Origin of the sequence: Streptomyces sp. NPDC051211, from assembly GCF_040689505.1 — a bacterium.
Lineage (GTDB): Bacteria > Actinomycetota > Actinomycetes > Streptomycetales > Streptomycetaceae > Streptomyces.
The window spans coordinates 221,803-246,269 of the sequence record NZ_JBFBAV010000002.1 but is presented as its reverse complement, the minus strand read 5'-3'; the positions used below and the strand labels follow the sequence as shown (position 1 = coordinate 246,269).

27 protein-coding genes are annotated in these 24,467 nt (G+C 72.0%); 11 read left to right on the top strand and 16 right to left on the bottom strand.

Features of this window, described 5'->3' with window-relative positions:
• Window positions 1-6: 6 nt before the first annotated feature.
• Both nagB and AB0447_RS04105 read right to left on the bottom strand, forming a co-directional pair.
• A complete protein-coding gene (nagB, locus tag AB0447_RS04110) occupies window positions 7-792 on the bottom strand; it encodes a glucosamine-6-phosphate deaminase (protein ID WP_366474879.1) in 786 nt (261 codons plus the stop codon).
• 182 nt (window positions 793-974) lie between these two features.
• Window positions 975-1,736, bottom strand: a complete 762-nt coding sequence (locus AB0447_RS04105; protein WP_366474878.1) for an SDR family oxidoreductase — start codon at window positions 1,734-1,736, stop codon at window positions 975-977.
• Window positions 1,737-1,822: 86 nt separating this feature from the next.
• On the opposite strand from AB0447_RS04105, the gene AB0447_RS04100 reads away from it, so the two are divergent.
• Together AB0447_RS04100 and AB0447_RS04095 are read left to right on the top strand one after the other, a co-directional pair.
• Window positions 1,823-2,416 (top strand): TetR/AcrR family transcriptional regulator, encoded by a 594-nt coding sequence (locus tag AB0447_RS04100; RefSeq protein ID WP_366474877.1) that lies wholly within the window; start codon window positions 1,823-1,825, stop codon window positions 2,414-2,416.
• 367 nt (window positions 2,417-2,783) lie between these two features.
• On the top strand, window positions 2,784-4,253 hold the full coding sequence (locus AB0447_RS04095) for a PAS domain-containing sensor histidine kinase (protein ID WP_366475089.1): 1,470 nt from the start codon (window positions 2,784-2,786) through the stop codon (window positions 4,251-4,253).
• A gap of 165 nt (window positions 4,254-4,418) precedes the next feature.
• Here the strand turns inward: AB0447_RS04095 and AB0447_RS04090 are convergent, their stop codons facing one another.
• A complete protein-coding gene (locus AB0447_RS04090; protein ID WP_003953983.1) occupies window positions 4,419-4,676 on the bottom strand; it encodes a WhiB family transcriptional regulator in 258 nt (85 codons plus the stop codon).
• Window positions 4,677-4,995: 319 nt separating this feature from the next.
• Window positions 4,996-5,964: a diacylglycerol kinase family protein gene (locus AB0447_RS04085; RefSeq protein WP_366474876.1), complete on the bottom strand. Its 969-nt coding sequence runs from the start codon at window positions 5,962-5,964 to the stop codon at window positions 4,996-4,998.
• Between the two features lie 82 nt (window positions 5,965-6,046).
• Here AB0447_RS04085 and AB0447_RS04080 point away from each other — a divergent pair, with 82 nt between their 5' ends.
• Window positions 6,047-6,472: a hypothetical protein gene (locus tag AB0447_RS04080; protein ID WP_366474875.1), complete on the top strand. Its 426-nt coding sequence runs from the start codon at window positions 6,047-6,049 to the stop codon at window positions 6,470-6,472.
• Window positions 6,473-6,538: 66 nt separating this feature from the next.
• On the opposite strand, the gene AB0447_RS04075 is transcribed toward AB0447_RS04080, so the two are convergent.
• From AB0447_RS04075 to AB0447_RS04065, 3 genes are all read right to left on the bottom strand, one after another.
• Entirely contained in the window at window positions 6,539-7,456 is a 918-nt protein-coding gene (locus AB0447_RS04075; protein WP_366474874.1) for an RNA polymerase sigma factor SigF, read from the bottom strand.
• Window positions 7,453-7,866 carry an anti-sigma regulatory factor gene (locus AB0447_RS04070; protein ID WP_030153599.1) on the bottom strand — a complete coding sequence of 138 codons (414 nt, stop codon included), beginning with the start codon at window positions 7,864-7,866 and terminating at the stop codon, window positions 7,453-7,455. Before AB0447_RS04070 ends, AB0447_RS04075 begins: the two co-directional genes overlap by 4 nt.
• A 215-nt stretch (window positions 7,867-8,081) precedes the next feature.
• Entirely contained in the window at window positions 8,082-8,342 is a 261-nt protein-coding gene (locus tag AB0447_RS04065) for a UBP-type zinc finger domain-containing protein (RefSeq protein WP_366474873.1), read from the bottom strand.
• 57 nt (window positions 8,343-8,399) lie between these two features.
• Between AB0447_RS04065 and AB0447_RS04060 the strand changes: the two genes are divergently transcribed.
• Window positions 8,400-9,998: a Na+/H+ antiporter gene (locus AB0447_RS04060; protein WP_366474872.1), complete on the top strand. Its 1,599-nt coding sequence runs from the start codon at window positions 8,400-8,402 to the stop codon at window positions 9,996-9,998.
• A gap of 39 nt (window positions 9,999-10,037) precedes the next feature.
• On the opposite strand, the gene AB0447_RS04055 is transcribed toward AB0447_RS04060, so the two are convergent.
• Window positions 10,038-10,934: a pyridoxal-phosphate dependent enzyme gene (locus tag AB0447_RS04055; RefSeq protein ID WP_366474871.1), complete on the bottom strand. Its 897-nt coding sequence runs from the start codon at window positions 10,932-10,934 to the stop codon at window positions 10,038-10,040.
• Between the two features lie 76 nt (window positions 10,935-11,010).
• On the bottom strand, window positions 11,011-11,601 hold the full coding sequence (locus tag AB0447_RS04050; protein WP_366474870.1) for an N-acetylmuramoyl-L-alanine amidase: 591 nt from the start codon (window positions 11,599-11,601) through the stop codon (window positions 11,011-11,013).
• A 367-nt stretch (window positions 11,602-11,968) separates the two neighbouring features.
• Between AB0447_RS04050 and AB0447_RS04045 the strand changes: the two genes are divergently transcribed.
• The 4 genes from AB0447_RS04045 (at window position 11,969) to AB0447_RS04030 (ending at window position 15,463) form a co-directional block, all read left to right on the top strand.
• Window positions 11,969-13,378 (top strand): family 2B encapsulin nanocompartment shell protein, encoded by a 1,410-nt coding sequence (locus tag AB0447_RS04045; protein WP_366474869.1) that lies wholly within the window; start codon window positions 11,969-11,971, stop codon window positions 13,376-13,378.
• Entirely contained in the window at window positions 13,369-14,430 is a 1,062-nt protein-coding gene (locus tag AB0447_RS04040) for a family 2 encapsulin nanocompartment cargo protein polyprenyl transferase (protein WP_366475088.1), read from the top strand. Before AB0447_RS04045 ends, AB0447_RS04040 begins: the two co-directional genes overlap by 10 nt.
• Before the next feature lie 129 nt (window positions 14,431-14,559).
• Window positions 14,560-15,153 carry a GNAT family N-acetyltransferase gene (locus AB0447_RS04035; RefSeq protein WP_366474868.1) on the top strand — a complete coding sequence of 198 codons (594 nt, stop codon included), beginning with the start codon at window positions 14,560-14,562 and terminating at the stop codon, window positions 15,151-15,153.
• Window positions 15,154-15,262: 109 nt separating this feature from the next.
• Complete coding sequence (locus tag AB0447_RS04030; RefSeq protein ID WP_366474866.1) at window positions 15,263-15,463, top strand: hypothetical protein; 201 nt, start codon at window positions 15,263-15,265, stop codon at window positions 15,461-15,463.
• Window positions 15,464-15,478: 15 nt separating this feature from the next.
• Here the strand turns inward: AB0447_RS04030 and snpA are convergent, their stop codons facing one another.
• Window positions 15,479-16,150 (bottom strand): snapalysin, encoded by a 672-nt coding sequence (gene snpA / locus AB0447_RS04025; RefSeq protein WP_366474865.1) that lies wholly within the window; start codon window positions 16,148-16,150, stop codon window positions 15,479-15,481.
• Between the two features lie 209 nt (window positions 16,151-16,359).
• On the opposite strand from snpA, the gene AB0447_RS04020 reads away from it, so the two are divergent.
• The 3 genes from AB0447_RS04020 to AB0447_RS04010 all read left to right on the top strand — a co-directional run bounded on the left by AB0447_RS04020 (window position 16,360) and on the right by AB0447_RS04010 (window position 19,568).
• The gene (locus AB0447_RS04020) at window positions 16,360-17,301 is read left to right on the top strand and encodes a LysR family transcriptional regulator (protein ID WP_366474864.1); all 942 of its coding nucleotides are present in this window, start codon (window positions 16,360-16,362) and stop codon (window positions 17,299-17,301) included.
• A gap of 391 nt (window positions 17,302-17,692) precedes the next feature.
• Entirely contained in the window at window positions 17,693-18,631 is a 939-nt protein-coding gene (locus tag AB0447_RS04015; RefSeq protein ID WP_366474863.1) for a DUF4097 family beta strand repeat-containing protein, read from the top strand.
• Between the two features lies 1 nt (window position 18,632).
• Window positions 18,633-19,568: a helix-turn-helix transcriptional regulator gene (locus AB0447_RS04010; RefSeq protein WP_366474862.1), complete on the top strand. Its 936-nt coding sequence runs from the start codon at window positions 18,633-18,635 to the stop codon at window positions 19,566-19,568.
• 224 nt (window positions 19,569-19,792) lie between these two features.
• On the opposite strand, the gene AB0447_RS04005 is transcribed toward AB0447_RS04010, so the two are convergent.
• From AB0447_RS04005 to sodN, 6 genes are all read right to left on the bottom strand, one after another.
• The gene (locus AB0447_RS04005; protein WP_366474861.1) at window positions 19,793-20,365 is read right to left on the bottom strand and encodes a Clp protease N-terminal domain-containing protein; all 573 of its coding nucleotides are present in this window, start codon (window positions 20,363-20,365) and stop codon (window positions 19,793-19,795) included.
• Window positions 20,365-20,574: a helix-turn-helix domain-containing protein gene (locus AB0447_RS04000; RefSeq protein ID WP_366474860.1), complete on the bottom strand. Its 210-nt coding sequence runs from the start codon at window positions 20,572-20,574 to the stop codon at window positions 20,365-20,367. The genes AB0447_RS04005 and AB0447_RS04000 overlap by 1 nt, the downstream gene beginning before the upstream one ends.
• 72 nt (window positions 20,575-20,646) lie before the next feature.
• Entirely contained in the window at window positions 20,647-21,612 is a 966-nt protein-coding gene (locus AB0447_RS03995; protein WP_366474859.1) for a zinc-binding dehydrogenase, read from the bottom strand.
• A gap of 35 nt (window positions 21,613-21,647) precedes the next feature.
• Window positions 21,648-23,210, bottom strand: coding sequence for an alkaline phosphatase D family protein (locus tag AB0447_RS03990; RefSeq protein WP_366474858.1), 1,563 nt, complete (start codon window positions 23,208-23,210; stop codon window positions 21,648-21,650).
• Window positions 23,207-23,710 carry a phosphoesterase gene (locus AB0447_RS03985; RefSeq protein WP_366474857.1) on the bottom strand — a complete coding sequence of 168 codons (504 nt, stop codon included), beginning with the start codon at window positions 23,708-23,710 and terminating at the stop codon, window positions 23,207-23,209. The genes AB0447_RS03990 and AB0447_RS03985 overlap by 4 nt, the downstream gene beginning before the upstream one ends.
• A 220-nt stretch (window positions 23,711-23,930) precedes the next feature.
• The gene (gene sodN, locus AB0447_RS03980; protein WP_366474856.1) at window positions 23,931-24,326 is read right to left on the bottom strand and encodes a superoxide dismutase, Ni; all 396 of its coding nucleotides are present in this window, start codon (window positions 24,324-24,326) and stop codon (window positions 23,931-23,933) included.
• Window positions 24,327-24,467 lie beyond the last annotated feature (141 nt).

Below are 24,467 nucleotides of genomic sequence, written 5' to 3'. Positions count from 1 at the left end.
GTGTGGCTACAGCCCCTGCCAGGCAGGCTTGTTGGCGTAGGTGTGGCGGAAGTAGTCCGCCAGCTTCAGCTTCGACGCCGCCGCCTCGTCCACGACCACGGTGGCGTGCCGGTGCAGTTGCAGGGCCGAGGCCGGGACCAGTGCCGACAGCGGGCCCTCGACGGTCTGCGCGACCGCCTCGGCCTTGCCCTCGCCGGTGGCCAGCAGCACCAAGTGGCGGGCGTCCAGGATGGTCCCGATGCCCTGGGTGATGACGTGGTGCGGCACCTGGTCCATGTCGTCGTCGAAGAAGCGCGCGTTGTCGACGCGGGTCTGCTCCGTCAGCGTCTTGATGCGGGTGCGGGAAGCCAGCGAGGAGCACGGCTCGTTGAAGCCGATGTGCCCGTCGGTGCCGATGCCCAGCAGCTGGAGGTCCACGCCGCCGGCCTCGGCGAGGGCCCGGTCGTACGCCTCGCACGCGCCGACGATGTCCGCGGCCGAGCCGTCCGGGCCCATGAACGAGGCCTCGGACAGGCCGAGCGGCTCCACGACCTCGCGGAGCACGACCGCGCGGTAGGACTCCGGGTGCCCGGCCGGCAGGCCGACGTACTCGTCGAGCTGGCATATCCGGGCGCGGGACGCGTCCACTTCGCCGCGCTTCACCTTGCCGGCCAGCGCTTCGTAGACCGGCAGCGGGGTGGAGCCGGTCGCCACGCCGAGGAGGGCGTCGGGCTTGCGGCGGACCAGGGCGGCCATGGCCTCCGCGATGAGCTCGCCGCCTGCCTTGGCGTCCGGGACGATGACAACTTCCACGCTGGGCCTGCCGATCTGGAGAGGAGTCTGGAGCGTTGTGGTATAGACCAATCTAGCAGAGCCGGGCCCGCCCCGGCGGTGCTTCGGCCACTTCCATGGTGTTCCCGATCGGGGCCCCCGGCCTCCCGGACCGAGACGCACGGATGTGCACGGGCGCGCACCGGGGTGCGCCGGGGTGAGGCTCAGAGCAGGGCCAGCTGGAGCCCGCCCGTGGCGTCCAGGTGCTGGCCCGTCACCCAGCGGGAGTCCGCCGAGGCCAGGAAGCCCACCACGTCGGCGACCTCCTCCGCCGTGCCCACCCGGTGGAACACCGACCGCGACGCCGCGTGCGCGCGGGCCGCCGGGTCGGCGAGCCAGCCGGCATTGAGGTCGGTCTCGATGATCCCGGGGCCCACCGAGTTCACGGTGATCCCGCGCGGGGCGAGCTGCGCGGCCAGTGAGACCGTCAGGGCGTTCACCGCGCCCTTCGCCGTGATGGTGGCCAGGATGGCGGGCAGGGCGAGGGCGGGGGTGCCGGTCACGTTCACGATCCGGCCGCCGTCCCGCAGCCGCGCCAGCCCGTGCTTGATGATGAAGAAGGGCGCCTTGGCGTTCAGTGCGTGGGCCTTGTCGTAGGCCTCCTCGTCGGTGTCCTCGATCCCCGCGAAGGCCGCCGCCCCCGCGTTGTTGACCAGGATGTCGACCTCCTCCGTGCTCTCCGGATGCGCCTCGTACGCGGCCCAGAGGGCCTGGGCGTCGCCCGGCACCCCGAGCTCCGCCCGGATCGCGAAGGCGCGCCCGCCCGCCGCCCGGATCGCCTCGACGGTCTCCTTCGCCGCCACCGCGTTGTGCCCGTAGTGCACTGCGACGAGTGCGCCGTCCCGCGCCAGCCGGATCGAGACCGCCCGCCCGATGCCCCGGCTGCCGCCCGTGACCAATGCCGTCTTCCCCTCGAGCACGCCCATGACGCGCCCCCCTTCAGCAATGTCTAGTGGTCGCTACAGAAACGGGACCGTACCAGATTGAATAGTGGGCGCTATAGAATTGCGGCATGGTGACCGGACAGCGCGGCAGGCCCCGCTCCTTCGACCGAGACGCCGCCCTGGACAAGGCCATGCGGGCCTTCTGGGAGAGCGGCTACGAGGCGACGTCGATCTCCGACCTGACCCGGGCCATGGGCATCGGCGCGCCCAGCCTCTATGCGGCCTTCGGGGACAAGCGCAAGCTCTTCGACGAGGTCGTGGTGGTGTACGGGGGCCGGTACGGGGACTTCGGGAGCGTCGCGCTCGCCGAGGAGCCCACGGCGCGCTCCGCGATCGGGCGGATCCTGCGCGAGGCGGCCGAGGTCTACACGGACCCGGACCATCCGCGGGGCTGTCTGGTGATCAGCGCGGCCGTGAACACCACCACCGAGGAGGTGGCGGAGGCCCTGCGGGTGCGCCGGGAGGCGAATCTGGCGGCTTTCGAGAGCCGTATCCGGGCGGACGTCGCCGCGGGGGTGTTGCCGGCGGACACCGACGCGCGGGCGCTGGCCCGGTACAGCGGGGCGGTGCTTCAGGGGATGTCCCAGCAGTCGCGGGACGGTGCGAGCCGGGAGGAACTGGCGGCGGTGGCCGAGGTGGCACTGCGGGCCTGGCCGGCGTGACGGGGAGAACCCGATTTTTCCTCTGGGCCACGGTGCCGGGACGGGACCCTCAGCCCGTCCGGCACCGTAGCCCGGAGTACTTTCGGCCGACGGGTGTGCGGTCCCGGCGGCCGGCTGGAGGTGCCTGCGCGGTCAGGGCAGAACGCGCGGCTTCCCTCGATCCGTCCTCCTGTGCGGGGAGGGCGGAAGCTTCATTGTTGATTGTGGACTAGACCAATCTGTTCTGTCCATCCACCGAGGAGGGCGGATCCGCACCCGTCGGTTCCTCCAACAGTACGCGGCCGAAGGTACTCCTGGGTATTCCTGTGGGAAAGCCGTGCGGAAAGTCATCTCCCGAACCCGGGGTACGCTCGCACACGTGCCCTCCATGAACGACCTCGTACGCCAGCACACCGCTCTCAGTGAGACTGACCTGGAGTGGCTCCACCTGCTGGTCTCGGAGTGGCAGCTGCTCTCCGACCTGTCCTTCGCGGACCTCGTTCTGTGGGTGCCCACCCTGGACGGCACCCGGTACGTCTCGGTCGCCCAGATGCGGCCCAACACCGGACCCACCTCCTACCAGGACGACATGGTCGGCCACCTGGTTCCGCGCGGCCGCCGGCCGCTGCTGGACGCGGCCCTGGACGAGGGCCGGATCGTGCGCGAGGGAGACCCGGAGTGGCGCGAGGAGGTGCCGGTCCGGGTGGAGTCCATCCCGGTCCGCCGGGAGGGCCGGGTGCTCGGGGTCATCGCCCGGAACACCAATCTGCTCACCGTGCGTACACCGAGCCGGCTGGAGCTCACCTACCTCCAGTCCGCCTCCGACCTGGCCCAGATGATCGCCGCCGGGTCCTTCCCGTTCCCCGGCCAGCAGGTCGACATGGACGCCTCGCCACGGGTCGGCGACGGTCTGATGCGGCTGGACGCCGACGGCGTGGTGACGTACGCGTCCCCGAACGCGCTCTCCGCCTACCACCGGCTGGGCCTCGCCTCCGACCTGGTCGGCCAGCACCTGGGCACCACCACCGCCGAACTCGCCCCGTCCCGGGGCCCGGTGGACGAGGCGCTGGTCAAGCTGGCCAGCGGCTGGGCCCCCCGGGAGACCGAGGTCGAGGGCAACGGCGGGGTCATCCAGCTGCGCGCGATCCCGCTGAAGCCGAAGGGCACCCGGATCGGTTCCCTCGTCCTTTGCCGGGACGTCACCGAACTGCGCCGTCGCGAACGCGAATTGATCACCAAGGACGCGACCATCCGGGAGATCCACCACCGGGTGAAGAACAACCTGCAGACGGTGGCCGCACTGCTGCGGCTCCAGGCGCGCCGGATGGACTCGGATCAGGGCCGGGAGGCCCTCAACGAGGCGGTGCGCAGGGTCGGTTCGATTGCGATCGTGCACGAGACGCTGTCGCACAACCTGGACGAGCGCGTCGAGTTCGACGAGATCGCGGACCGCGTGATCGCGATGGTCTCCGAGATCTCGCCCGGCAAGGTGGACTGCCGCCGCACCGGCCGGTTCGGGATCCTGGACGCCGAGGTGGCCACGCCGCTGTCGATGGTCCTCACCGAGATCCTGCAGAACGCGCTGGAACACGCCTTCGCGCAGGGGGAGCGGGGCACGGTGGAGGTGTCCGCGATGCGCAGCGGCAGCGGTCGGGACGACGCGCGACTGCTGATCACGGTGCTCGACGACGGCCGCGGCCTGCCCGAGGGCTTCGACCCTCAGCGGGCCGGCAACCTCGGGCTGCAGATCGTACGCACCCTGGTCGAGGGGGAACTCGGCGGCAGCTTCGACATGGTGCGGGGCGAGACCCGCGGCACCAAGGTCGTCCTCGACATACCGGCCAGCCCCCAGAAGTAATCACGCAGCGTGACCGGCCCGGTCCGGCCCGGGCCAGCTTGGTCGGGTCGGGCGCGGCACACAGCACTGAGCCCCGGACCGAAGATTCCCGGTCCGGGGCTCGAGAGCACGTTGCTGAGCGCTGATGGGTACTACGCGCTGCGGCTCGAGGCTCGAAAGTCGATGTCAGGCGCTGGCGTTGCGCGCCCGGTTGCGAGCGGCGCGGCGCTTCATGGCGCGGCGCTCGTCCTCGCTGAGACCGCCCCAGACGCCGGAGTCCTGACCGGACTCGAGCGCCCACTGCAGGCACTGCTCCATGACGGGGCAGCGGCGGCAGACGGCCTTGGCTTCCTCGATCTGCAGCAGCGCAGGACCGGTGTTGCCGATGGGGAAGAACAGCTCGGGGTCTTCCTCACGACAAACGGCGTTGTGACGCCAGTCCATGGCTGCTACCTCTCTTGTGTGACTTGCACGTTGCTTGTGAATGTGAACGCTTTCACGAATCCCCCCGCAAGTGAAGGGCCGACGCCCAGTTGCACGGGGCGGTCCGTCGTTTCGTGGAGGGGTTCTGGCGGTCTTCGTGGGTGCCGGGTGCTGCGGGCTGTCCCGATCGCCATGTAGAGATTCGCAAACCTCGGACGGGGATACAACCCCTTCCGGAAAGTTTTTTTTGATTCGTCGGTGTCGACTAGGTCACAGCCGTACTTCTTAGGGGTGGACCGGCGCCTAAACGTTCGAGTGAAAGGCCTTTAGGCCCTTCCACTCACACAATCACACGCAGTGCACGGCGAACGCCTGTGAACCGAACGCTGGTGCGCAGGCCGAGGTGATCGCCGTCCATCTGGAAGGGGAGCGGCACCTTCGAATGCAAGGTGAAGTCGGTCAGATCGTGCAGAGACACCGCATGCTTGCCGTGCGGACCGCGCTCAGGAGTCGAGGTCAGCAGCTGTGTCGCGTACCGCGCGACGGCCGGAGTTGACAAACGGTTCAATGCCAGCACGTCAAGCGCGGTGTCGAAGGAGGCCTCCGGGGACGCGTACAGCGGGCGGTTGCCCAGGTATGTCCAGGGGGAGGTGTTGCACACTATCGACAGCACAAGATCATGTACGGGATCCGCGCCGGGACGCTCCAGCGTCACCGTGCCGCGCCGGCGGTTCGGCTCCTCCAGGAACTGGCGTACGAGCTGCCGCACGTACAGGCCGTGCGTCGAACGCTTGCCCCGTTCCCGCTGCTGCTCCACCCGGCCGACCACGCCCGCGTCGAAACCGAATCCCGCGCAGAAGGTGAACCAGCGCTGCGGGACCCCTTCGTCCTCCGAGCCCGCCGGGCCGGCCGCCAGCCCCAGCCCGACCGTGCGCTCGCGCCGCTCCCGCAGCGCGTCCAGCAGCGCACCGGTCGCCTCGACCGCATCATTGGGCAGGCCCAGGGCACGTGCGAACACATTGGTGGATCCGCCGGGCACCACGGCCAGCCGGGGCCGCCGCTCCGGATCCGGCCCGTTGTGCAGCAGTCCGTTGACCACCTCGTTGACCGTGCCGTCCCCGCCGAGGGCCACGACGAGGTCGATGTCCTCGCTCTCCGCCGCCTTGCGCCCCAGGTCGCGGGCGTGCCCCCGGTACTCGGTGGTCACCGCCTCCAGCTTCATCTCGCTGGCCAGGGCATGGATCAGAACGTCACGCGTGCGCCCACTGGTGGTGGTCGCTGCTGGGTTGGCCACGAGAAGTGCACGCATGAGCGTCAGAGTACCCACCCTGATGCGTCACCCATACTGCCCGCCCCCCACCGGTGCGCGGAGGCGCGGCTACCCTGCTGGGGTGAGTACGAAGCAGACCCCCGCGCCCGTGTCCGTCGTCCCCGGCCGGCTGACCGCCGCCGCGGCGCTCACCGCCCTGGAAGGCCTGGCCCTGGCCGGTCTCGGCGTCTATCTGCTGTTCGTCGGCATCGCCGGCGATGCCGACTCCCCGCAGCAGGCCGTGACCGGCGGCATCACCGTGCTCGCACTCGCCGCGCTGCCGCTGATCGCGGCCCGCGGACTGCGCCTGGGCCGCCGCTGGAGCCGCGGCCCGGCACTGATCACCCAGCTGATGGCCATGCCGGTGGCCTGGACCCTGTGGACCACCGGCGGCGCGATGATCGCTGCCGCCCTGGCCCTGGCCCTCACCGCGCTGGCCGTCATCGTCCTCCTGGTGAACCCGACGGCGACCGAGGCGCTCGGCATCACCCCGCGGGACGCGGCGTAACGCCTGCGTCCCGCGACCCGTCCCGGGATCAGTCCCGCGACCCGTCCCGCGACCCGTGTCCCGGGATCACTCCTCGACGAGGAGCTTCTCCCGCAGCTGGGCCAGGGTGCGGGCCAGCAGCCGGGAGACGTGCATCTGCGAGATGCCGACCTCCTGCGCGATCTGCGACTGTGTCATGTTGCCGAAGAAGCGGAGCAGCAGGATGCGCTTCTCCCGCGGCGGCAGCCCTTCCAGCAGCGGCTTGAGCGACTCCCGGTACTCGACTCCCTCGAGCGCCTCGTCCTCCGCGCCCAGGGTGTCCGCGACCGCGGGCGACTCGTCGTCCGTGTCCGGCACGTCCAGCGACAGAGTGCTGTAGGCATTGGCCGATTCCAGCCCCTCCAGCACCTCCTCCTCGGAGATCCCGAGCCGCTCCGCGAGCTCGTGCACCGTGGGGGAGCGGCCGTGCTGCTGGGACAGCTCGGCCGTCGCGGTGGTCAGCGCCAGCCGCAGCTCCTGGAGGCGCCGGGGGACGCGTACCGCCCAGCCCTTGTCGCGGAAGTGCCGCTTGATCTCACCGACCACCGTCGGGGTGGCGTACGTGGAGAACTCGACCCCGCGGTCCGGGTCGAACCGGTCCACCGACTTGATCAGGCCGATGGTGGCGACCTGAGTCAGGTCGTCCAGCGGCTCACCCCGGTTGCGGAACCGCCGCGCCAGGTGCTCGACCAGCGGCAGGTGCATGCGCACCAGCCGGTTGCGGAGCTCGGCCCGCTGCGGGGAGCCCTCGGGCAGGTCCCGCAGCTCCAGGAACAGGGCCCGCGCGCCGCTCCGGTCGCGTGGATCGTGCACCTCTTGGTGTTCTTGCTGGTTCTCGCTCATAGGGCCCGCCCGTCGCTCCGCCGAGTCCAAAAAGCCGTCTGCCGCCTCCACCGGGTGCGGCCGGGCCTGCTGCTCCGGGATGCCGGAGGCGGCCTCCCGCACCGGGGTCTCCCCGCCGCTCACGCCGGGCCTGGTCCCGCGCCGCGCTGTTTGTAGAGGCTGATGCTGACCGTGCGGTCCTCCTCGACCGTGGACTCGACCTTGCCGGCGAGCGCCGACAGGACGGTCCAGGCGAACGTGTCGCGCTCCGGTGCACGCCCGTCGGTCGTCGGGGCCGACACGGTCACCTCCAGCGAGTCGTCGACCAACCGGAACACGCAGCTGAGGACGGAGCCGGGCACGGCCTGCTGGAGCAGGATCGCGCAGGCCTCGTCCACCGCGATGCGGAGGTCCTCGATCTCGTCGAGGGTGAAGTCCAAACGTGCCGCGAGGCCGGCCGTGGCCGTACGCAGCACCGACAGGTAGGCACCCGCGGCCGGCAGCCGGACTTCGACGAAGTCCTGGGTCCCGGGCTCGCCTGCGATCTGGGACACCCTCACCTCCAAGGTGGTACGAGCTCTGTTCGCCGGTGACGCTATCGCGATCCGGACGATCGTGTCGCGGCACCCCCGGTGGCACCCGCCCCCAGACCAATGGCAGTCAGTGACCGATGGTAAGCCCATGGGTACGCACAGTGGCTAGGGGTCTGCGGGCCCAAATCGAGGGAACCGGCGGAGGGTTGACCTACCCCGCCGCGAGCGATCGAACCTCAGACGATCGAGGCATCGACAAAACACCAGCGCCAGGTCTCGCCGGGCTCGAAACTCCGCATCACGGGATGCCCGCTTTCCAGGAAATGCGCGGTGGCGTGCCGGTGCGGGGACGAGTCGCAGCACCCCACGTGGCCGCACCAGAGACAGAGCCGCAACTGCACCGGATGGCTGCCCACGGCCTCGCATTCCGGGCAGGTCAGGGCATGCGGGGCAGGCTCGGGGCGCGGCAGTTCGGGAACGTGCGGGCACTCGCTCATGATGGCCAGGTTACGCAGGTGGGGGCGCACGTCGAGGAACGGAGGGCGGATCTTTCCATGGAGGTACTTCCGCTGGTGGCACTGGTGGCGGGCAGCGCCGCCGTGGCGGGGCTGGCCCGCCGGACCCCGGTGCCGGCGCCGCTGCTGCTGGTCGCCGCCGGGCTCGCGGCCTCGTACATGCCGGGCGTGCCCGACTACACGCTGGACCCGCACATCGTGCTGCCGCTGCTGCTGCCGCCGCTGCTGTACACGGCCGCGGTGGACAGCTCGTACCTGGACCTGCGGGCCAACATCCGCCCGGTCGCCCTGCTGTCGGTGGGGTACGTGCTCTTCGCGACCCTGGCGGTCGGCTACGCGGCCCATCTGGTGGTGCCGGACCTGCCGCTGACCGCCGCGCTGGTGCTGGGCGCGGTGATCGCCCCGCCGGACGCGGTCGCCGCGACCGCGATCGCCCGGCGGCTCGGCCTGCCGTCCCGGACCACCACCATCCTGCAGGGCGAGTCGCTGGTGAACGACGCGACCGCCATCACCGCGTTCAAGGTGGCCCTGGCGGCGGTGGTCGGGGAGGGCGCCGGCTGGGCGGGCGGGATCACCGACTTCCTGCTGGCCTCGGTCGGCGGCGTGGGCGTGGGCCTGCTGCTGATGGTCCCGATCCATCACCTCCGCACCCGGCTGCGGGAACCCCTGCTCCAGAACACCCTGTCCCTGCTGATCCCCTTCGTGGCGTACGCGGCCGCCGAGCGGGTGCACGCCTCGGGCGTGCTGGCCGTGGTGGTCGTCGCCCTCTACCTCGGCCACCGGGCCTGGCAGGTCGACTTCGCGACCCGGCTTCAGGAGGCGGCGGTCTGGAAGATGGTCGCGTTCATCCTGGAGTCGGTGGTCTTCGCCCTGATCGGCCTCCAACTGCCGGTGGTCCTGAGGGGCCTGGGCGCGTACGAGGGCCCGGACGCCGCCTGGTACGCGCTGGCGGTGTTCCTGGCGGTGGTCGTCGCCCGCTTCGTGTGGGTGTTCCCGGCGACCTTCCTGCCGCGGGCGCTGTCCGCCCGGATCCGGGAACGCGAGAAGGAAACCACCTGGAAGGCCCCGGTGATCGTGGGCTGGGCGGGGATGCGGGGCGTGGTCTCGCTGGCCATCGCGTTCTCCATCCCGATGACCATGGACGACGGGGAGCCCTTCCCGGCGCGGAACCTGATCCTCTTCCTCACCTTCACCACCGTCATCGGCACGCTGGTGGTGCAGGGCCTGACCCTGCCTCCGCTGATCCGCGCGCTGCGGCTGCCGCAGCGCAACGCGCAGGCGGAGACCCTCGCGGAGGCCCAGGCCCAGAGCGAGGCCTCCCGGGCGGCGGAAGCCCGCCTGACGGAACTCCTCCAGGACCCGGCCAACCAGCTCCCCCAGCCGCTGGCGGACCGGCTCCGCACCGTGCTGGAGCGGCGGCGCAACGCGGTGTGGGAGCGGCTGGGCGAGGCGAACCCGGTGACCGGGGAGTCGGCGGACGACGTCTACCGGCGGCTGTCCGGCGAAATGATCGAGGCGGAACGGGAGGTCTTCGTCGCCCTCCGCGACGCGCGCCGCATCGACGACGAGATGCTGCGGGTGCTGCTGCGCCGCCTGGACCTGGAGGAGGCGGCGGCATACCGGGAGGAGTCGACGTAGCCGACGGACCCTCGGCCCCGGGCCCCGACGCGCGCGGGGTCAGGGGCGGCCCGTGAGGACGGCGGCCACCGTGGTCCCGGCGGGGAAGGTGCCGGCTCCGGTCAGGGCGGTGAGGGCCCACAGCAGTTTGGCCACGTAGATCCGCTCCACCGGCACGGTATGCCGCGCCTCGAAGTCGGCGGCGAACGCTTCGAGTTCCGCAGGCACCCGGGCGTACCCGCCGTGGTCGTACCCCTCCGCCAGGCTCCAGTTCGCCGGCGGAGTTCCGTACGCCGCCGTCTGAAGGGAACGTATCTCCCCCGCCAGGAAGCCCCCGCGCAGCACCGGCACCCCCAGCGCCCGCTGTCCCGGCCCCAGCCCGGCCGCCAGGCCGGCCAGTGTTCCGCCGGTGCCGCAGGCGACCGCCACCACGTCCGCCGCCCCGGCCAGTTCGCGGCCCAGCTCCGCGCAGCCCGTCAGGGCGAGGGGATTGCTGCCGCCCTCGGGGACGACGTACGCGTCGGCTGCTCCCGCCTCCGCCGGCAGGGCGGGGTCGGACTTCTCCCGGTACCGGGCCCGGCTCACGAAGTGCAGCCGCATCCCGTCGGCCACGCACCGCGCCAGCGAGGGATTCAGCGGCCGCCCGGCGAGCTCCTCGCCGCGCACGACGCCCACGGTGGGCAGCGACAACAGCCGCCCGGCGGCCGCGGTGGCCCGCAGGTGGTTCGAGTAGGCCCCGCCGAAGGTCAGCAGCGAGGGGTACCCGCCCTCGACCGCGGCCCGCAGGTTCGGCGCCAGCTTGCGCCACTTGTTCCCCGGCAGCTCGGGGTGCACGAGATCGTCCCGCTTGAGCAGCAGCCGCACGCCGCGCCGCTCGAACCGCTCGTCACGGATCTCTTGCAGCGGCGAGGGCGGGCGCGGCTGCAAGAGCACGTCAAGGTCGGCTGGGCGGTTCACCCACCCATTGTGTGCCGTTCCGGCCCGCGCTGTCCCACGTCAGAGCCCTGACCCGGGCCACAGCCGGGCCGGCGGGTCATTTCAGGCGGTCGGTGATGCGGTTGCGGAGGGAGGCCATCGTGAAGCCCTTCGGGTCGATCTTGCCCGGCCGCCATTCCAGGTGGCCGATGACCGAGCGGGCGGTCCAGCCGTGGACGCGGCAGATCGCGGCCGAGGCGCGGGCGATCGCGTCGAGTTGGACTGCCGGCCAGGGGTCTTCGCCGTCGCCGAGGTTCTCGCACTCGAAGCCGTAGAAGTGGCGGTTGCCGTCCGTGTTCGCCTGGTTGTCCGGCGGCAGGGCCTTCTCCGCGATCACCGCCGCGAGGACGTCGGAGTCGCCGGCTCCGGCGTGATTGGCGCGGCCGTAGCCGACGAGGTGGACCCGGCCGTCCTTGGTGATCACGCCGTGGCAGAGCGGCCCGGGGAGGTCCGAGTCGCCCTCGCGGCAGAACGACACGGTGTTCGCCGTGCCCCGGGAGACGGTGTGGTGGATCATCACCCCGTGGACCGGGCCCCAGGGCCCCTTGTGGTTGCGGTTGTGTGTGCGCCAGGCGCCGACCTCGACGACGGTCAGCCCTTCGGCCCGCAGTGCCCGGATGAACCGTGCCGCGGACATGGGTGCGGCCATGGCCGCCTCCTTCCCTTCGGGAACCCCTTGTCACCGGGTGTAGCGGAGGCGGCCCTTCCGCGGCTAGTGCATTCGTACGGTGAGCGAGCGAATCCGGACAGTCACTTCAGGTCCTCGCGAGCAGCAGGGGTCCGGGTCGTTCGGCTCGTGGTGGGCGTCCGCCGCCGACCCCCCTGTCGGGCGGCGTTGAGGCTCTGACCCCGGGTGGGTGGCTGAAACCGGTGGGGTGGATGAGGCGCCGGTGAACAGAAGAGAGTGCCCACGCCCGGCGGGAGTAGTCCCACCCTTTTGTGTAATGGCCCCGTCACGTTCCGTACTGGGAGGCTGTCGTCTGCAGATTCATGGAGTGATCGAAAGGGAATGACACATGTCGGTCCAGGCAGGTTCCGAAACCGAGGCGCAGCCGCTGCCACAGCGCAGTCTCGCCACCTCGGCCGCACGGAACTTGGCAACCACGACCAAGTCCGCGCCGCAGATGCAGGAGATCACCTCCAGGTGGCTCCTCAAGATGCTGCCGTGGGTGTCCGTGCAGGGCGGCACGTACCGGGTCAACCGCCGGCTCAGCTACTCGGTGGGCGACGGCCGCGTCACGTTCATCAAGACCGGGGACCGGGTCCAGGTCATTCCGGCCGAGCTCGGTGAACTGCCGCTGCTGCGCGAGTACGAGGACCTCGACGTGCTCGGCGAGCTCGCCCAGCGCTGCCGCCAGCTCGACTTCGAGGCCGGCCAGGAGCTCACCTCCTTCGGCAGCCGGGCCGACACGCTCTTCCTCCTCGCCCACGGCCGGATCGACCAGGTCGGCCCCGGCCCCTACGGCGAGGACGCGGTGCTCCGCACCGTCGCCGACGGCGCGTACTTCGGCGACGACGGCCTCGTCGACGACGAGGCCATCTGGGAGTACACCGCCCGCGCCGCCACCTCCGGCACGGCGCTGGTCCTCTCCCGTCAGGACTTCCAGCTGCTCGCCGACCGCGTCGACTCGCTCCGCGCGCACGTCGACCGGGTCCGCGCCCTGCCCGAGCAGCGCACCAACAAGTACGGCGAGGCCGAGATCGACCTCTCCGCCGGACACGTCGGCGAGGCCGTACTGCCCGGCACCTTCGTGGACTACGAGGCCAGGCCGCGCGAGTACGAACTGAGCATCGCCCAGACCGTGCTGCGGGTCCACACGCGCGTCGCCGACCTGTACAACCAGCCGATGAACCAGACCGAGCAGCAGTTGCGGCTCACGGTCGAGGCGCTGCGCGAGCGCCAGGAGCACGAGATGCTCAACAACCGCGAGTTCGGCCTGCTCCACAACGCGGACTACGACCAGCGCATCCAGCCACACGACGGCGCGCCCAGCCCCGACGACATGGACCAGCTGCTCAGCATGCGGCGCGGCTCCAAGCTCTTCCTCGCCCACCCCAAGGCCATCGCCGCCTTCGGCCGCGAGTGCAACAAGCGCGGCCTGTGCCCGGAGTCGATCGACGTCGGCGGCAACCGGGTGATGTCCTGGCGCGGGGTGCCGATCTTCCCGTCCAACAAGATCCCGATCAGTGACGCCCGTACGACCTCCATCCTCTGCATGCGTACCGGCGAGGACGAGCAGGGCGTGATCGGCCTGCACCAGCCGGGCATCCCGGACGAGATCGAGCCGAGCCTGTCGGTCCGCTTCATGGGCATCAGCGAGCAGGCGATCATCTCGTACCTGGTCACCGCCTACTTCTCCGCGGCCGTGCTGGTCCCGGACGCGCTGGGTGTGCTGGAAAACGTCGAGATCGGCCGCTGGCGCTGAGCACGGTGAACGCGATCGCGACCGGCGAAGGCCAGGAAGCCGCTGCCCTGCTGGAACAGACAAGAGAAACGGTTAACCCGCAACTGCGCCGTACGGTCGAGGAGTTGCCCGGTTCCATGCGCCGGGTGGCCATGTACCACTTCGGCTGGGAGCAGGCCGACGGCTCTCCGTCCGCGGGCCAGGCGGGCAAGGCCATCCGGCCCGCCCTGGTGCTCGCCTCGGCGCAGGCGCTGGGCGGGCCCGGCGGGCCGGCGGCGGCGGACGCCGCGGTGCGGGCGGCGGCGGCCGTGGAGCTGGCGCACAACTTCACCCTGCTGCACGACGACGTCATCGACGAGGACGCGCGGCGGCGCGGCAGAGCCACGGCGTGGACCGTGTTCGGGATACCGGACGCGATCATCACCGGGGACGCCATGCTGGCCCTCGCCCTGCGCCTGCTGGCGGAGGACCCCCACCCCGCCTCCGCCGGGGCCTCGGCCAGGCTCGCGTCCTGCGTGATCGAGCTGTGCGCGGGCCAGCAGGCGGACTGCGCCTTCGAGCAGCGGACGCACGTGTCGCTGGACGAATGCATGGCCATGGCCATGGCCAAGACCGGCGCGCTGCTGGGGTGCGCGTGCGCGCTCGGCGCGCTGTACGCCGGGGCCGGCCCCGACGAGGTCGACGCCATGGACGGCTTCGGGCGGGAGGCCGGTCTGGCCTTCCAGCTGATCGACGACCTGATCGGCATCTGGGGCGACCCGGAGCACACCGGCAAACCTGCCGGGGCCGATCTGCTCGCCCGCAAGAAGTCCCTGCCCGTCGTGGCCGCCCTCACCTCGGGCACCGAGGCGGGCCGGGAACTGGCCGAGCTGTACGCCGGCCCCATGACCGGGGACCAGGTGCAGCGGGCGGCCGACGCGGTGGAACGGGCCGGCGGCCGCGACTGGGCACAGGCCCATGCCGCGGACCGGATGGGCCGGGCGGTGCACCAGCTCTCCCGGGCGGTTCCGGACCTCGGGGCGGCGGGCGGCCTGCTGGCGCTGGCGGAGTTCGTGACCCGGCGCACGCGGTAGACCCGCGGGGAGACTCAGTCTTCGAGGCCTGTTCCGGCACTTGGTGTGCCGGAACAGGCCTTTCCGCATGATCGCGCCAACTCTAGGATCACTGGGGGTTGTTGATGCATGATCGAAGGGGTGGGGCCAGTGGGACTGGAGATACGCCAGGCGGGGCCGTCGGACCGGGACGCGGTGGCGCGGCTGCTCGACGAGGCCTTCCAGAACGACCCGGTGAGCAGCTGGGTCTTCCCCGACCCGGCGCACCGGCGCGCGGTGCACGGAAAGTTCCTGGGCGTGTTCGTCGACGTGGCGCTGGAACAGGGCCGGATCGACTACGCGGCGGACGGCTCGTGCGCGGCCCTGTGGCTGCGGATCCCGGCCGGTGAGCCGGAGGGCGGGGACGAGATCCCGGCGAAGATGCGCGCCGTGGCCGATCCGGACAACGAGCGCTGCGAGCTGGTCGGCCGGCTGACCGGCGAGGTCCACCCGACCGCGGAGGAGCACGAATACCTGCTGATGATCGCGGTCGCCCCGGACCGGCAGGGGGAGGGGCTGGGCACCGAGCTGATGCGGCCGGTGCTGGAGCGCTGCGACCGGGACGGCGTACCGGCGTACCTGGAGGCGAGCAGTGGGCGGAGCAGGGGGCTGTACGAGCGGCTCGGCTGGGAGTTCACCGGGACGGCGGTGCAGTTGCCGGACGGGCCGCTGATGTGGCCGATGTGGCGCAAGCCGCGCAGCTGACCGTCGGCATCGCCGGTTTTCACTTCATCTGCCGTACTTCGACTGAAGTGTTTCATTGCGCCCTGCCCGCGCAAGCGCTGAAACCGGCGAACCGGCCTACCGTAGAGGTATGACCGGTCACGATCAGCATCCGCACCAGACGGTCGCGCCGCAGGCCGGGCACGAGCAGCAGTTCTGCCCGGCCTGCGGGAGTCCCGTCGCGAGGGTGGTCAAACGGCGCAAGGTCCTGGGGGCCTTCGTACCGGCGTGGGGCCCGGGCCCCTGCCGGAACCGGGACTGCCCCGAGTACGTCGCCCCCGACCCCTCCTAGCGCACGTCGCCGCTCTTAGCGGAGCGCAGCGACCAGGCCGTTGCGCCACAGGTAGTCGACGCGGGAGCGCTCCTGTGCGTTCGGCTGCGCGTTCTGGCAGGACGTGCCCGGCCCGCCGCCCGACATCAGCTCGCTGCACGGACCCGAGTAGTGGTCCGGCAGGCCGAGCACGTGCCCCGTCTCGTGGGCCGTCACCCGGGTGGAGTTGTACTGCTGGTTCTGCCGGTAGTCGAGGAAGATGTAGCCCCGGCCGTGCCCGTCGGTGCTGGCGTACGAGCCGCGCGAGTCGTTGCCCTCGTAGTACGCGAAGCTGCCGCCGGAGGAGACCTCCTGGAGCTTCACGTTCGACACCGAGCTGTTCCAGATCTGGGTGGAGCGGGCTATCTGGGAGCGGAAGCTGGGGGCGTTGCGGGTGTTGTAGGTGACGGTGACCGCGAGCGCGCCCGGGTTGGCCTTGCGCTGTTCGGCCACCGAGCGCTGCACGGCCTCGAAGAAGGCGCGGTTGGCGGCCGCGTTCTCCTTCGACTGCTCGTACGCGGCATAGCTCGCGGCATTTCCGACGGGCGCCGGGGCCGCGCCGGCGGCGGGGGCGGTGACGCCGAGGGCGGTGGCCAGGCCGAGACCGATCACGGTGCTCAGTAAGGCCTTGCGGGAACGGGAGAGGGGGCGGGACTGGGAGTGGCGCATGGTGGGGGGCTCCTCCGGATCCGGGTGTGGGGGGTGGGTCGTTCGGTACCGGAGTCTGGGGGAGCACAGGTGTTCGGCGGATGATGTCAGCGGCCGATAGCGCGGGCTTATCGGCGGGTGGCGGGCTGGCCAACTCCTGTGAAAATGGCGGGAATAGGTGGGGTATCGGTGGCTGGTGCGGTCCGCCGGGCCCGCCCTACCCTCGGGTCATGGAGCTCGAGGTGAGGCACCTGCGCGCACTGTGCGCCATCGCCGACGCCGGCAGCCTGCACAAGGCCGCCCGGCAGCTCGGCGTCAGCCAGCCCTCGCTGACCACGCAACTGCAGCGGATCGAACGGGCCCTGGACGGGCAGCTGTTCCTGCGGGAACGCACCGGCTGCCGGCCCACGCCGTTCGGGCGCACCGTACTCGGCCGGGCCCGGCCGCTGCTGGCGGAGATGGCGGCGCTGGTCGCGGACGCGCGGGCCCAGGCCCAGGCGAACGGGCAGCGGCTGCGCATCGGCTCCACCGCCAGCCGCGCCCTGCCGGGCTGGCTGCGGCGGCTGCGCCGGCGGCTCCCGGACACCGAGACCACGCTGGTGGTCGACGTCTCGGCGAACGCGCTGCTGCGGATGGTGGCGGCCGGGCAGCTGGACGTGGCCTTCGTCCACGAGGTGGAGGGCAGCCCGCTGCGGGTGCCGGCGGGGTTGCAGGTGCGGGTGCTCGTGGAGCGGGAGCCGCAGTTCGTGTCGATGTCGCGGGCCCATCCTGCGGCCCGGCAGCCGGTCGTGGACCTGCGGGACTTGGCGGGGGACCGGTGGACGGTGGATCCGTCGGTGGACGGGGAATGGGACGGGCTGCGGCGGGTGTTCGCCGGGGCGGGGCTCGATCCGCCGGTCCTGCACGCCGATTACCACACCGCCGCGTCACTGATCGTCTCCGGTGAGGCGGTCGCGCCGTGCCAGCCGACGTCCGGGCCGCGGGAGGACATGGCGATCCGGCCGCTGGCGGGGGATCCGCTGGCGGTGCGGCTGTTGTTGGCGACGGGGCCGGGGGCGTATGCGGAGGTGTACGCGGACCTGCGTGCCGCGTACCGCGAGGCGGCCCTCCGTGCGGCGCCGTACCGTGCCTGGCTCCACCGCGCGGGCAGCCCTCTGCTCACAGCGGCGTAGCCCCCGGCTCTCCCGGCGCCCCGGCCGTCGGATGCCCCCCCTTGGGGCGGCGTGCCGCATCGGGCGGGGGCGGTGCTGGGCGCCGCTGCGCGGAGCCGTTCCCCTCCCCGCCCCTTCCCGAAACTGGGGGCAAGCCCCCAGACCCCCGTACGTGCGCTTCGCGCCCGTGCGCTCAAACGCCGCGCGGGCTGGATGTGCGCAGCACATTCCAGCCCCGCCGGCGTTTGAGGCGCGGGGTCTGGGGCGGAGCCCCAGTTCGGTCTTGGGCAACGCTGCCCGCCCTGTGCTTGACTTCGTCGGAGCGCGATATATCGTGTCGAGGAAGACGCGATATGTTGCGTCGCGTCGCGACGCCTCGCGACCGGACGCTCCGACGAGGAGGATCAGCACCATGGCCGAGCAGACCTGGTCCATCGCCGAACCCCAGAAGCTCACCTTCGAGACCCCGGTCAAGCGCCTCCGCGTCCGCGTCCTGGACGGCACCGTGAACGTCGTCGGCACCGACGAGGGCCCCGCCCGCCTGGAGGTTTCCGCGGTCGACGGCCCGCCGCTGCAGATCGTGCAGGACGGCGACGCCCTCACCGTGTCCTACGAGGACCTCCCCTGGAACGGTTCCCAGGGCCTGCGCGAATGGTTCGACTCCAAGCCGTGGGAGAACTGGCGGTCCGGCTCCGGCCGCAAGGCCTGGGAGCGCAGTGCCGTGGTCACCCTCACCCTGCCCGCCGACGCGCACGTCCAGATCGCCGCGGTCGGCGCGGCCGCCGTGGTCTCCGGGATCCGCGGCGGCACCGACCTGCACGGAGTGTCCGGCGACGCCACCCTCGTACGGCTCTCCGGCAGCGTCCGGACCCGCACCGTCACCGGCAGCGTCGAAGCCCAGTCCCTCAACGGCGACTTCGGCTTCCGCTCCGTCTCCGGCGGGCTCACCCTGGTGGACGGCGCGGCCGGCACCGTACGGGCCGAATCCGTCAGCGGGGACATGCTCCTGGACCTGGCGCCCGCCCCGGCCGCCGGGCAGCCCGTCGACATCAGCCTGAACTCGGTCTCCGGGCAGGTCGCGATCCAGCTGCCGCACCCGGCGCACGCCAGGGTCGAGGCCAGCACGACCAGCGGTGGCATCTCCAACGCCTTCGACGATCTGCGGGTGTCCGGCAGGATCGGCTCCAAGCGGATCACCGGGACCCTGGGGGAGGGCACCGGTACGCTCCGCGCCACCACCCTCTCCGGTTCCATCGCGCTGCTGCGCCGCCCGGACGCCGAGACGGCGGCCCCCGCCTCCGCGGAGGACTCCGCCCCGGCTCCCCTCACGTTCGACAAGAAGGTGCTCTGACATGCCGCCCGTCTTCGCACACGGCCGTCTCCGCCTCTACCTGCTGAAGCTGCTGGACGAGGCCCCGCGCCACGGCTACGAGGTGATCCGCCTGCTCGAAGAGCGCTTCCAGGGGCTGTACGCGCCCTCGGCCGGCACGGTGTACCCGCGGCTGGCCAAGCTGGAGGCCGAGGGGCTGGTCACCCACGCCACCGAAGGCGGGCGCAAGGTCTACTCGATCACCGACGCCGGGCGTGCCGAGCTGGCCGGCCGCGGCGGCGAACTCGCCGACCTGGAGCTGGAGATCCGCGAGTCGGTCTCCGAGCTGGCCGCGGAGATACGGGACGACGTCCGGGGCGCGGCCGGCGACCTGCGGCGCGAGATGCGCGCCGCGGCCTCCGCCTCGGCGGCCGCCGAACCGGGGCCGGCGGACGACGCCTGGGCCGCGGCGAAGGAGGAACTGCGGCGGGCACGACAGGAGTGGAAGGAACAGGCGCGCCGGGCGAAGGACGAGAGCCGCCGGGCCCGCGAGGAGGCGCAGCAGGCGCGCCGGCAGGCGAAGGAGGCGCAGGACAAGGCCCGCGAGGACGTCCAGCGGATCGCCGGGCAGCTGCAGGAGCAGTTCGCGCGGTCCGGTGTACGGGAGGGGCTGTCGGACTTCACGGACAAGCTCGGCGCCTGGCTGGGCAACACCGGCACCGCCACCGCCACCAGCCCCGAAGAGCCTGCCCCGTCGCCGGCGTCGGCAGGCCGCGCCTCCGATCCGCCCTGGGCGGCGGACCTCACCCCGACCGGGGACCCGGCCCGCGACCTGGACCGGCTGCTGGACCGCTTCCGCGACGAGGTCCGCGACGCGGCACGCGACCACGGCGTGACGGAACCCCAACTGGCACAGGCCCACCGCCGCCTCTCGGCCGCGGTCTCCGACCTGACGGCCACCCTGCGCGCCCGCCCCTGACCCGGACCGGGGCCCGCGGCCTTCCCCGGGCGCCTGGTCGGCCCGGGCTGACCGCCACCCTGCGTGCCGGGGCTCCCTCGGCGCCTGGTCGGCAGGCCGCCCGCGCCTGACCTGGATCAGGGCCCGCGGCCTTCTCCGGGCGCCTGGTCGGCCCAGGCTGACCGCCGCGGTTTGTGTGCCGGCGCCCGACGTCCTGTCCGGACTGCGGTCCCGGCCCGCCCCGGTCAGCCCAGGGTTTGCTCCGCCCGTGCGTACGTGACTCCCTGCGCGGCCAGGACGTCCGCGGCCGTTCCCGGCCGCGCCAGCAGGGCCAGTAGCAGGTGCTGGGGGCCGATGGAGTTGTCCTGGCGGCCCAGGGCCACCCGCAGGGACTGTTCGATGGTCTTCTTCGCGCCCGCGCTGAACGGGACGTGCCCGGAGCGGGGCCGTCCGTCCGCCGGAGCGGAGCGGCCGAGCAGGGAGCGGAGCGGCCCGCGGCGGCGGCCGGCGGAGTCCGCCGCGGCCGCCAGGGCGCCCTCGCCGTGCGTCTGTTCCACCCGCGCCACGATCTCCGAGAGGTCGATGCCCAGGCCGGCCAGCGCCTGCTCGTCCGCCTTGGACAGCCCGCCGCGGCGCCGCGCCTCCGCCAGGCCCGCGGCGACCGCGCCCCGGTCCACCCCCAGCGGGTCCAGCGCCCCCTGGCCCAGCAGCGCCAGCAGCAGGTGCTCCTCGGTGACCACCGCCGCGCCGGCCTGCCGGGCCTCCGCGACGGCGCCCGTCACCGCTGCCCGGGCCGTACTCGTGAACCGTTCGAACATCACAGCCTCCCGTACTTCTTGTGTACGGCCTGCCGGCTGACGCCCAGTTCGGCCGAGATCTCCTGCCAGGACCACCCCTGTGCCCGGGCACTGCGCACCTGTACGGCCTCCAGCTGCTCCAGCAGCCGCCGGAGGGCCGCCACGGCGCGCAGGCCCACCCGCGGGTCGGGGTCCCCGGCCCGCGCGGCGAGATCGGTTGCTTCCGTCATGGATGTCAATCTAGGTTGACAGGAGGGAGGCTGTCAACCCCGGTTGACACCCTCCCTCCTGATCCCGGGTCCTCAGGAAACCGTCAGGACCACCTTGCCGAACAGGTCGCCCGACGCCAGCTTCTCGAACCCTTCCCGCGCCCGGTCCAGCGGCAGCACCTCGTCGATGACCGGGCGTACGCCGGTCGCCGCGCAGAACGAGAGCAGGTCCTCCAGCTCCTCCTTCGAGCCCATCGTGGAGCCGACGACCTTGAGTTCGAGGAAGAAGATGCGGGTCAGCTCCGCGTGGGCCGGCCGGTCGCCGCTGGTCGCGCCCGAGATGACGAGCGTGCCGCCCGGGCGCAGGGACTTCACCGAGTGCGACCAGGTCGCCGCGCCCACCGTCTCGATCACCGCGTCCACCCGCTGCGGCAGCCGCGCACCCGGCTCGAACGCGTCCACCGCGCCGAGCTCCACCGCCCGCTTGCGTTTGGCCTCGTCCCGGCTGGTGGCGAACACCCGCAGACCGGCCGCTTTCCCCAGCACGATCGCGGCGGTGGCCACGCCCCCGCCCGCGCCCTGCACCAGCACCGAATCGCCGGGCCGGACGCCCGCATTGGTGAACAGCATCCGGTAGGCCGTCAGCCAGGCGGTCGGCAGGCAGGCCGCCTCCTCGAAGGACAGCTCGGCCGGCTTGCGCAGCACGTTCCAGGCCGGGACGGTCACCTGCTCGGCGAAGGTGCCCTGGTAGCGCTCCGTCAGGATGGAGCGCGGCTCGTCCGGGCCGACCCCGTGGCCGGTCGCGCCGATCACGGAGTGCAGGACGACCTCGTTGCCGTCCTGGTCGATCCCGGCCGCATCGCAGCCCAGGATCATCGGGAGCTTGTCCTCGCCGAGGCCCACCCCGCGCAACGACCACAGATCGTGGTGGTTGAGCGAGGCGGCCCTGACGTTCACGGTCACCCAGCCGGGACGCGCCCCGGGGGCCGGGCGTTCGCCCAGCTCGAGGCCGTTCAGCGGCTGGTCACGGTCAATACGGGCGGCATAGGCAGCGAACATGCCCCCGGACGCTACTCCTCGGTAACGGCGGGTTTCTAGTCCCGCCGCCACTGAGCGGGTGAGTTCTTCGTCGCAGGGTCCTCGTAGGAGCCGGCCACACCCCGGTCGATGTGGAAGCTGGTCAGGGTGGTGACGGGCGAGTTCGGGTCGCGGCGGTCGGCGATGACCCGGAGATGCGCGGAGAAGCGGGCGGGCGTCGCCTCGTAGACGTCGTAGCCGTAACGGTTCCCCTCGAAGTACTTCAGGTGCGGGTTCGCCTTGCCCATGACCGGCCCGTTCGTCCTGTTCCAGTCCGCCGAATACGCGCCCGAGGTGACCGAGTGCGCCGTGAACTCGGTCCCGATCACCGGGGAGGCGGTGTTGTCGAAGTCCGGCCGGATGTCGTCCACGAACGCCGAGTGCCAGTCGCCGGTGACCACCACCAGGTCCTCCATGCCGGAGTTCAGCACATGGGTGAGCACCTCCTTCCGCTCGGCCGTGAACCCGTCCCACTGGTCGGTGAACATGTAGCCGCCGCCCACCCGGGAGCGCAGCTGACTCAGCATGATCGAGTTGGCCCACACGTGCCAGCCGTCGGGGGCCGCGGAGACGTTCTGCTTCAGCCAGCCCTTCTGCTGCGCCCCCAGGATGGTCCCGCCGGCCAGGTTCTGCGCGGACCGGTACGACCGCAGGTCCAGCACCGTCAGCTCCAGCAGGTCGCCCCAGCGCCGGACCCGGTGGATCTCCGGATCGGGCAGCCCGGCCCCGCCGGCCGCCGAGGCGTCGCGGTGCGGCTGGTTCTCGTACCAGGCCTGGTAGGCGGCCGAGCGGCGCTTGAGGAAGGGGGCGCCGCCGGTGGTCCCGCTGTAGTCGTTGACCACCTCGTGGTCGTCCCAGGTGAGGTACCAGGGGTGCGCGGCGTGCGCATCGCGCAGCGACGGGTCGCCCTTGTAGAGGGCGTGCCGCCGCCGGTAGTCGGCCAGGGTGAACGTGGCGGGCGCGTCGTGGTCCCGTACGTGGTCGCCGCCCACCGGCCCGTGCTCGTAGATGTAGTCCCCGAGGTGGACGACGAAGTCGAGGTCCTCGGCGGCGATCCCGCGGTGCGCGGCGTAGAAGCCGTCGTGGAAGGCCTGGCAGTTGGCGGCGGCGAACCGGACCCGGGGGACCGGGCCGGCGGCGGCCGTCTTCGTCCGCCCCACCCGGCTGGTCTTCCCGAGTGCGGTGAAGGCGTACCAGTAGCGGGTGCCGGGCGCCAGGCCGTGCACGGCGACGTGCACGCTGTGCCCCAGCGTGGCGGAGGCGGGGTGGCTGCCCCGGGCCACCACCCGGCTCAGCGCCGGGTCCTCGGCCACCAGCCACTCCACCTCGACGATGTCGGGCAGCGCCTGCTCGGCGGCGAGCGGCTCCGGCGCCAGCCGGGTCCACAGCACCACGCTGCCCGGCTGCGGATCGCCGGAGCCCACCCCGAGGGTGAACGGCGCCGGGTCGTACGCGGCGCCCAGGGCCTGCGCCGCCTCCAGGGCCTGGGCGGGGGACAGCCCGGCACTCAGCGGCCAGGCCAGGTTGAGGGCGCCGGCCGCACCGGCGGCCTTGAGCAGATCACGCCGGTTGAGCCTCATGCCGCACCCCCGCCGGCCAGCCCGGTCAGCCCGGTCAGTACGAGGGACACCGCGTCGGCGTAGCCGTCGTTGGAGGTGCCGCCCGCCCGGGTGAACACCAGCCGGACCCGCGCACTGCGGGCCCCCGGCGGCACCGTGGAGGTCACGCTCCGCTGGAGCAGCGCGGTGCGCGCGGCCCGCTCCCCGGAGGTCACCGGCCCCAGCACCGACAGCGCGAGCGGGGCGCCCTTGGCGTCCCTGAACTCTACGGAGAGCTGCACCCCGTCCTCCTGCCCGAGGTAGCCGCCCAGCCAGCCGCCGAGCGTGTAGCGGACGCTGCCGGAATCCACCCCGGCCGGTACCGCGACGTCCTGCACCAGCTCGGTGACCGGGCTGTTCCCCCCGGAGAAGAACCGGCTGCCGCGCGCAGCGGGCCCGGGATCGGACGGGGTCGGATACCCGCCCCCGAGGCTGTACGCGACCAGCGCGGGCGCCCCCTGCCGGATGGTCCACCCCGCCACGGACCCCACCGGAGCGGACCCGCCCCCGGGTCCGCTCTCCGCATCTCCGTTGACCACCAGATTCACCGAAATGCCTCCAGCCGCAGTTGAGTTGGCGAAGGCATCCCAGCAGCCCGGGGTGAACGGCGTAAGGCGACAAGGGGACAGCGGGGCACACGGATCGCGCAGAGGGGCCCGTCCGCTGCTGCGGACGGGCCCCTCCGGTGGTGCTGCGGGCGGATCAGGCCTGCTTGGTCTCCCAGAAGATGCGGTCGATCTCCGCGATCAGGTCCAGGGCCTTCTGGCCGGTCGCCGGGTCGTTCGACGCCTTGGCGGCCGACAGGGCCTTCAGGGTGTCGTTGACCAGCTGGTGGAGCTCCGGGTACTTCTCGAAGTGCGGCGGCTTGAAGTAGTCGCTCCACAGCACCGAGATGTGGTGCTTGGCGATCTCGGCGCGCTGCTCCTTGATGACCAGCGCGCGGGTGCGGAAGTCCTGGTCCGTGTTGGCCTGGTACTTCTCCTGGCAGCCCTTGACCGACTCGGCCTCGATACGGGCCTGGGCCGGGTCGTACACGCCGCACGGCAGGTCGCAGTGGGCGCTGACCTTCACCTTGGGGGCGAAGAAGCGGGAAAGCATGGGGGCGGTCCTCCTCGTGATCGTCTTCTCAAGAGGGGAGATTACTCCGTGGGAATGCGGATTTCGCGGGCGCCCCCAGGGGCTTAGGACAAAAGTCCAGGCTCAGGATGGACTGCGTGAGCGAATGTACGGACGCGAGCG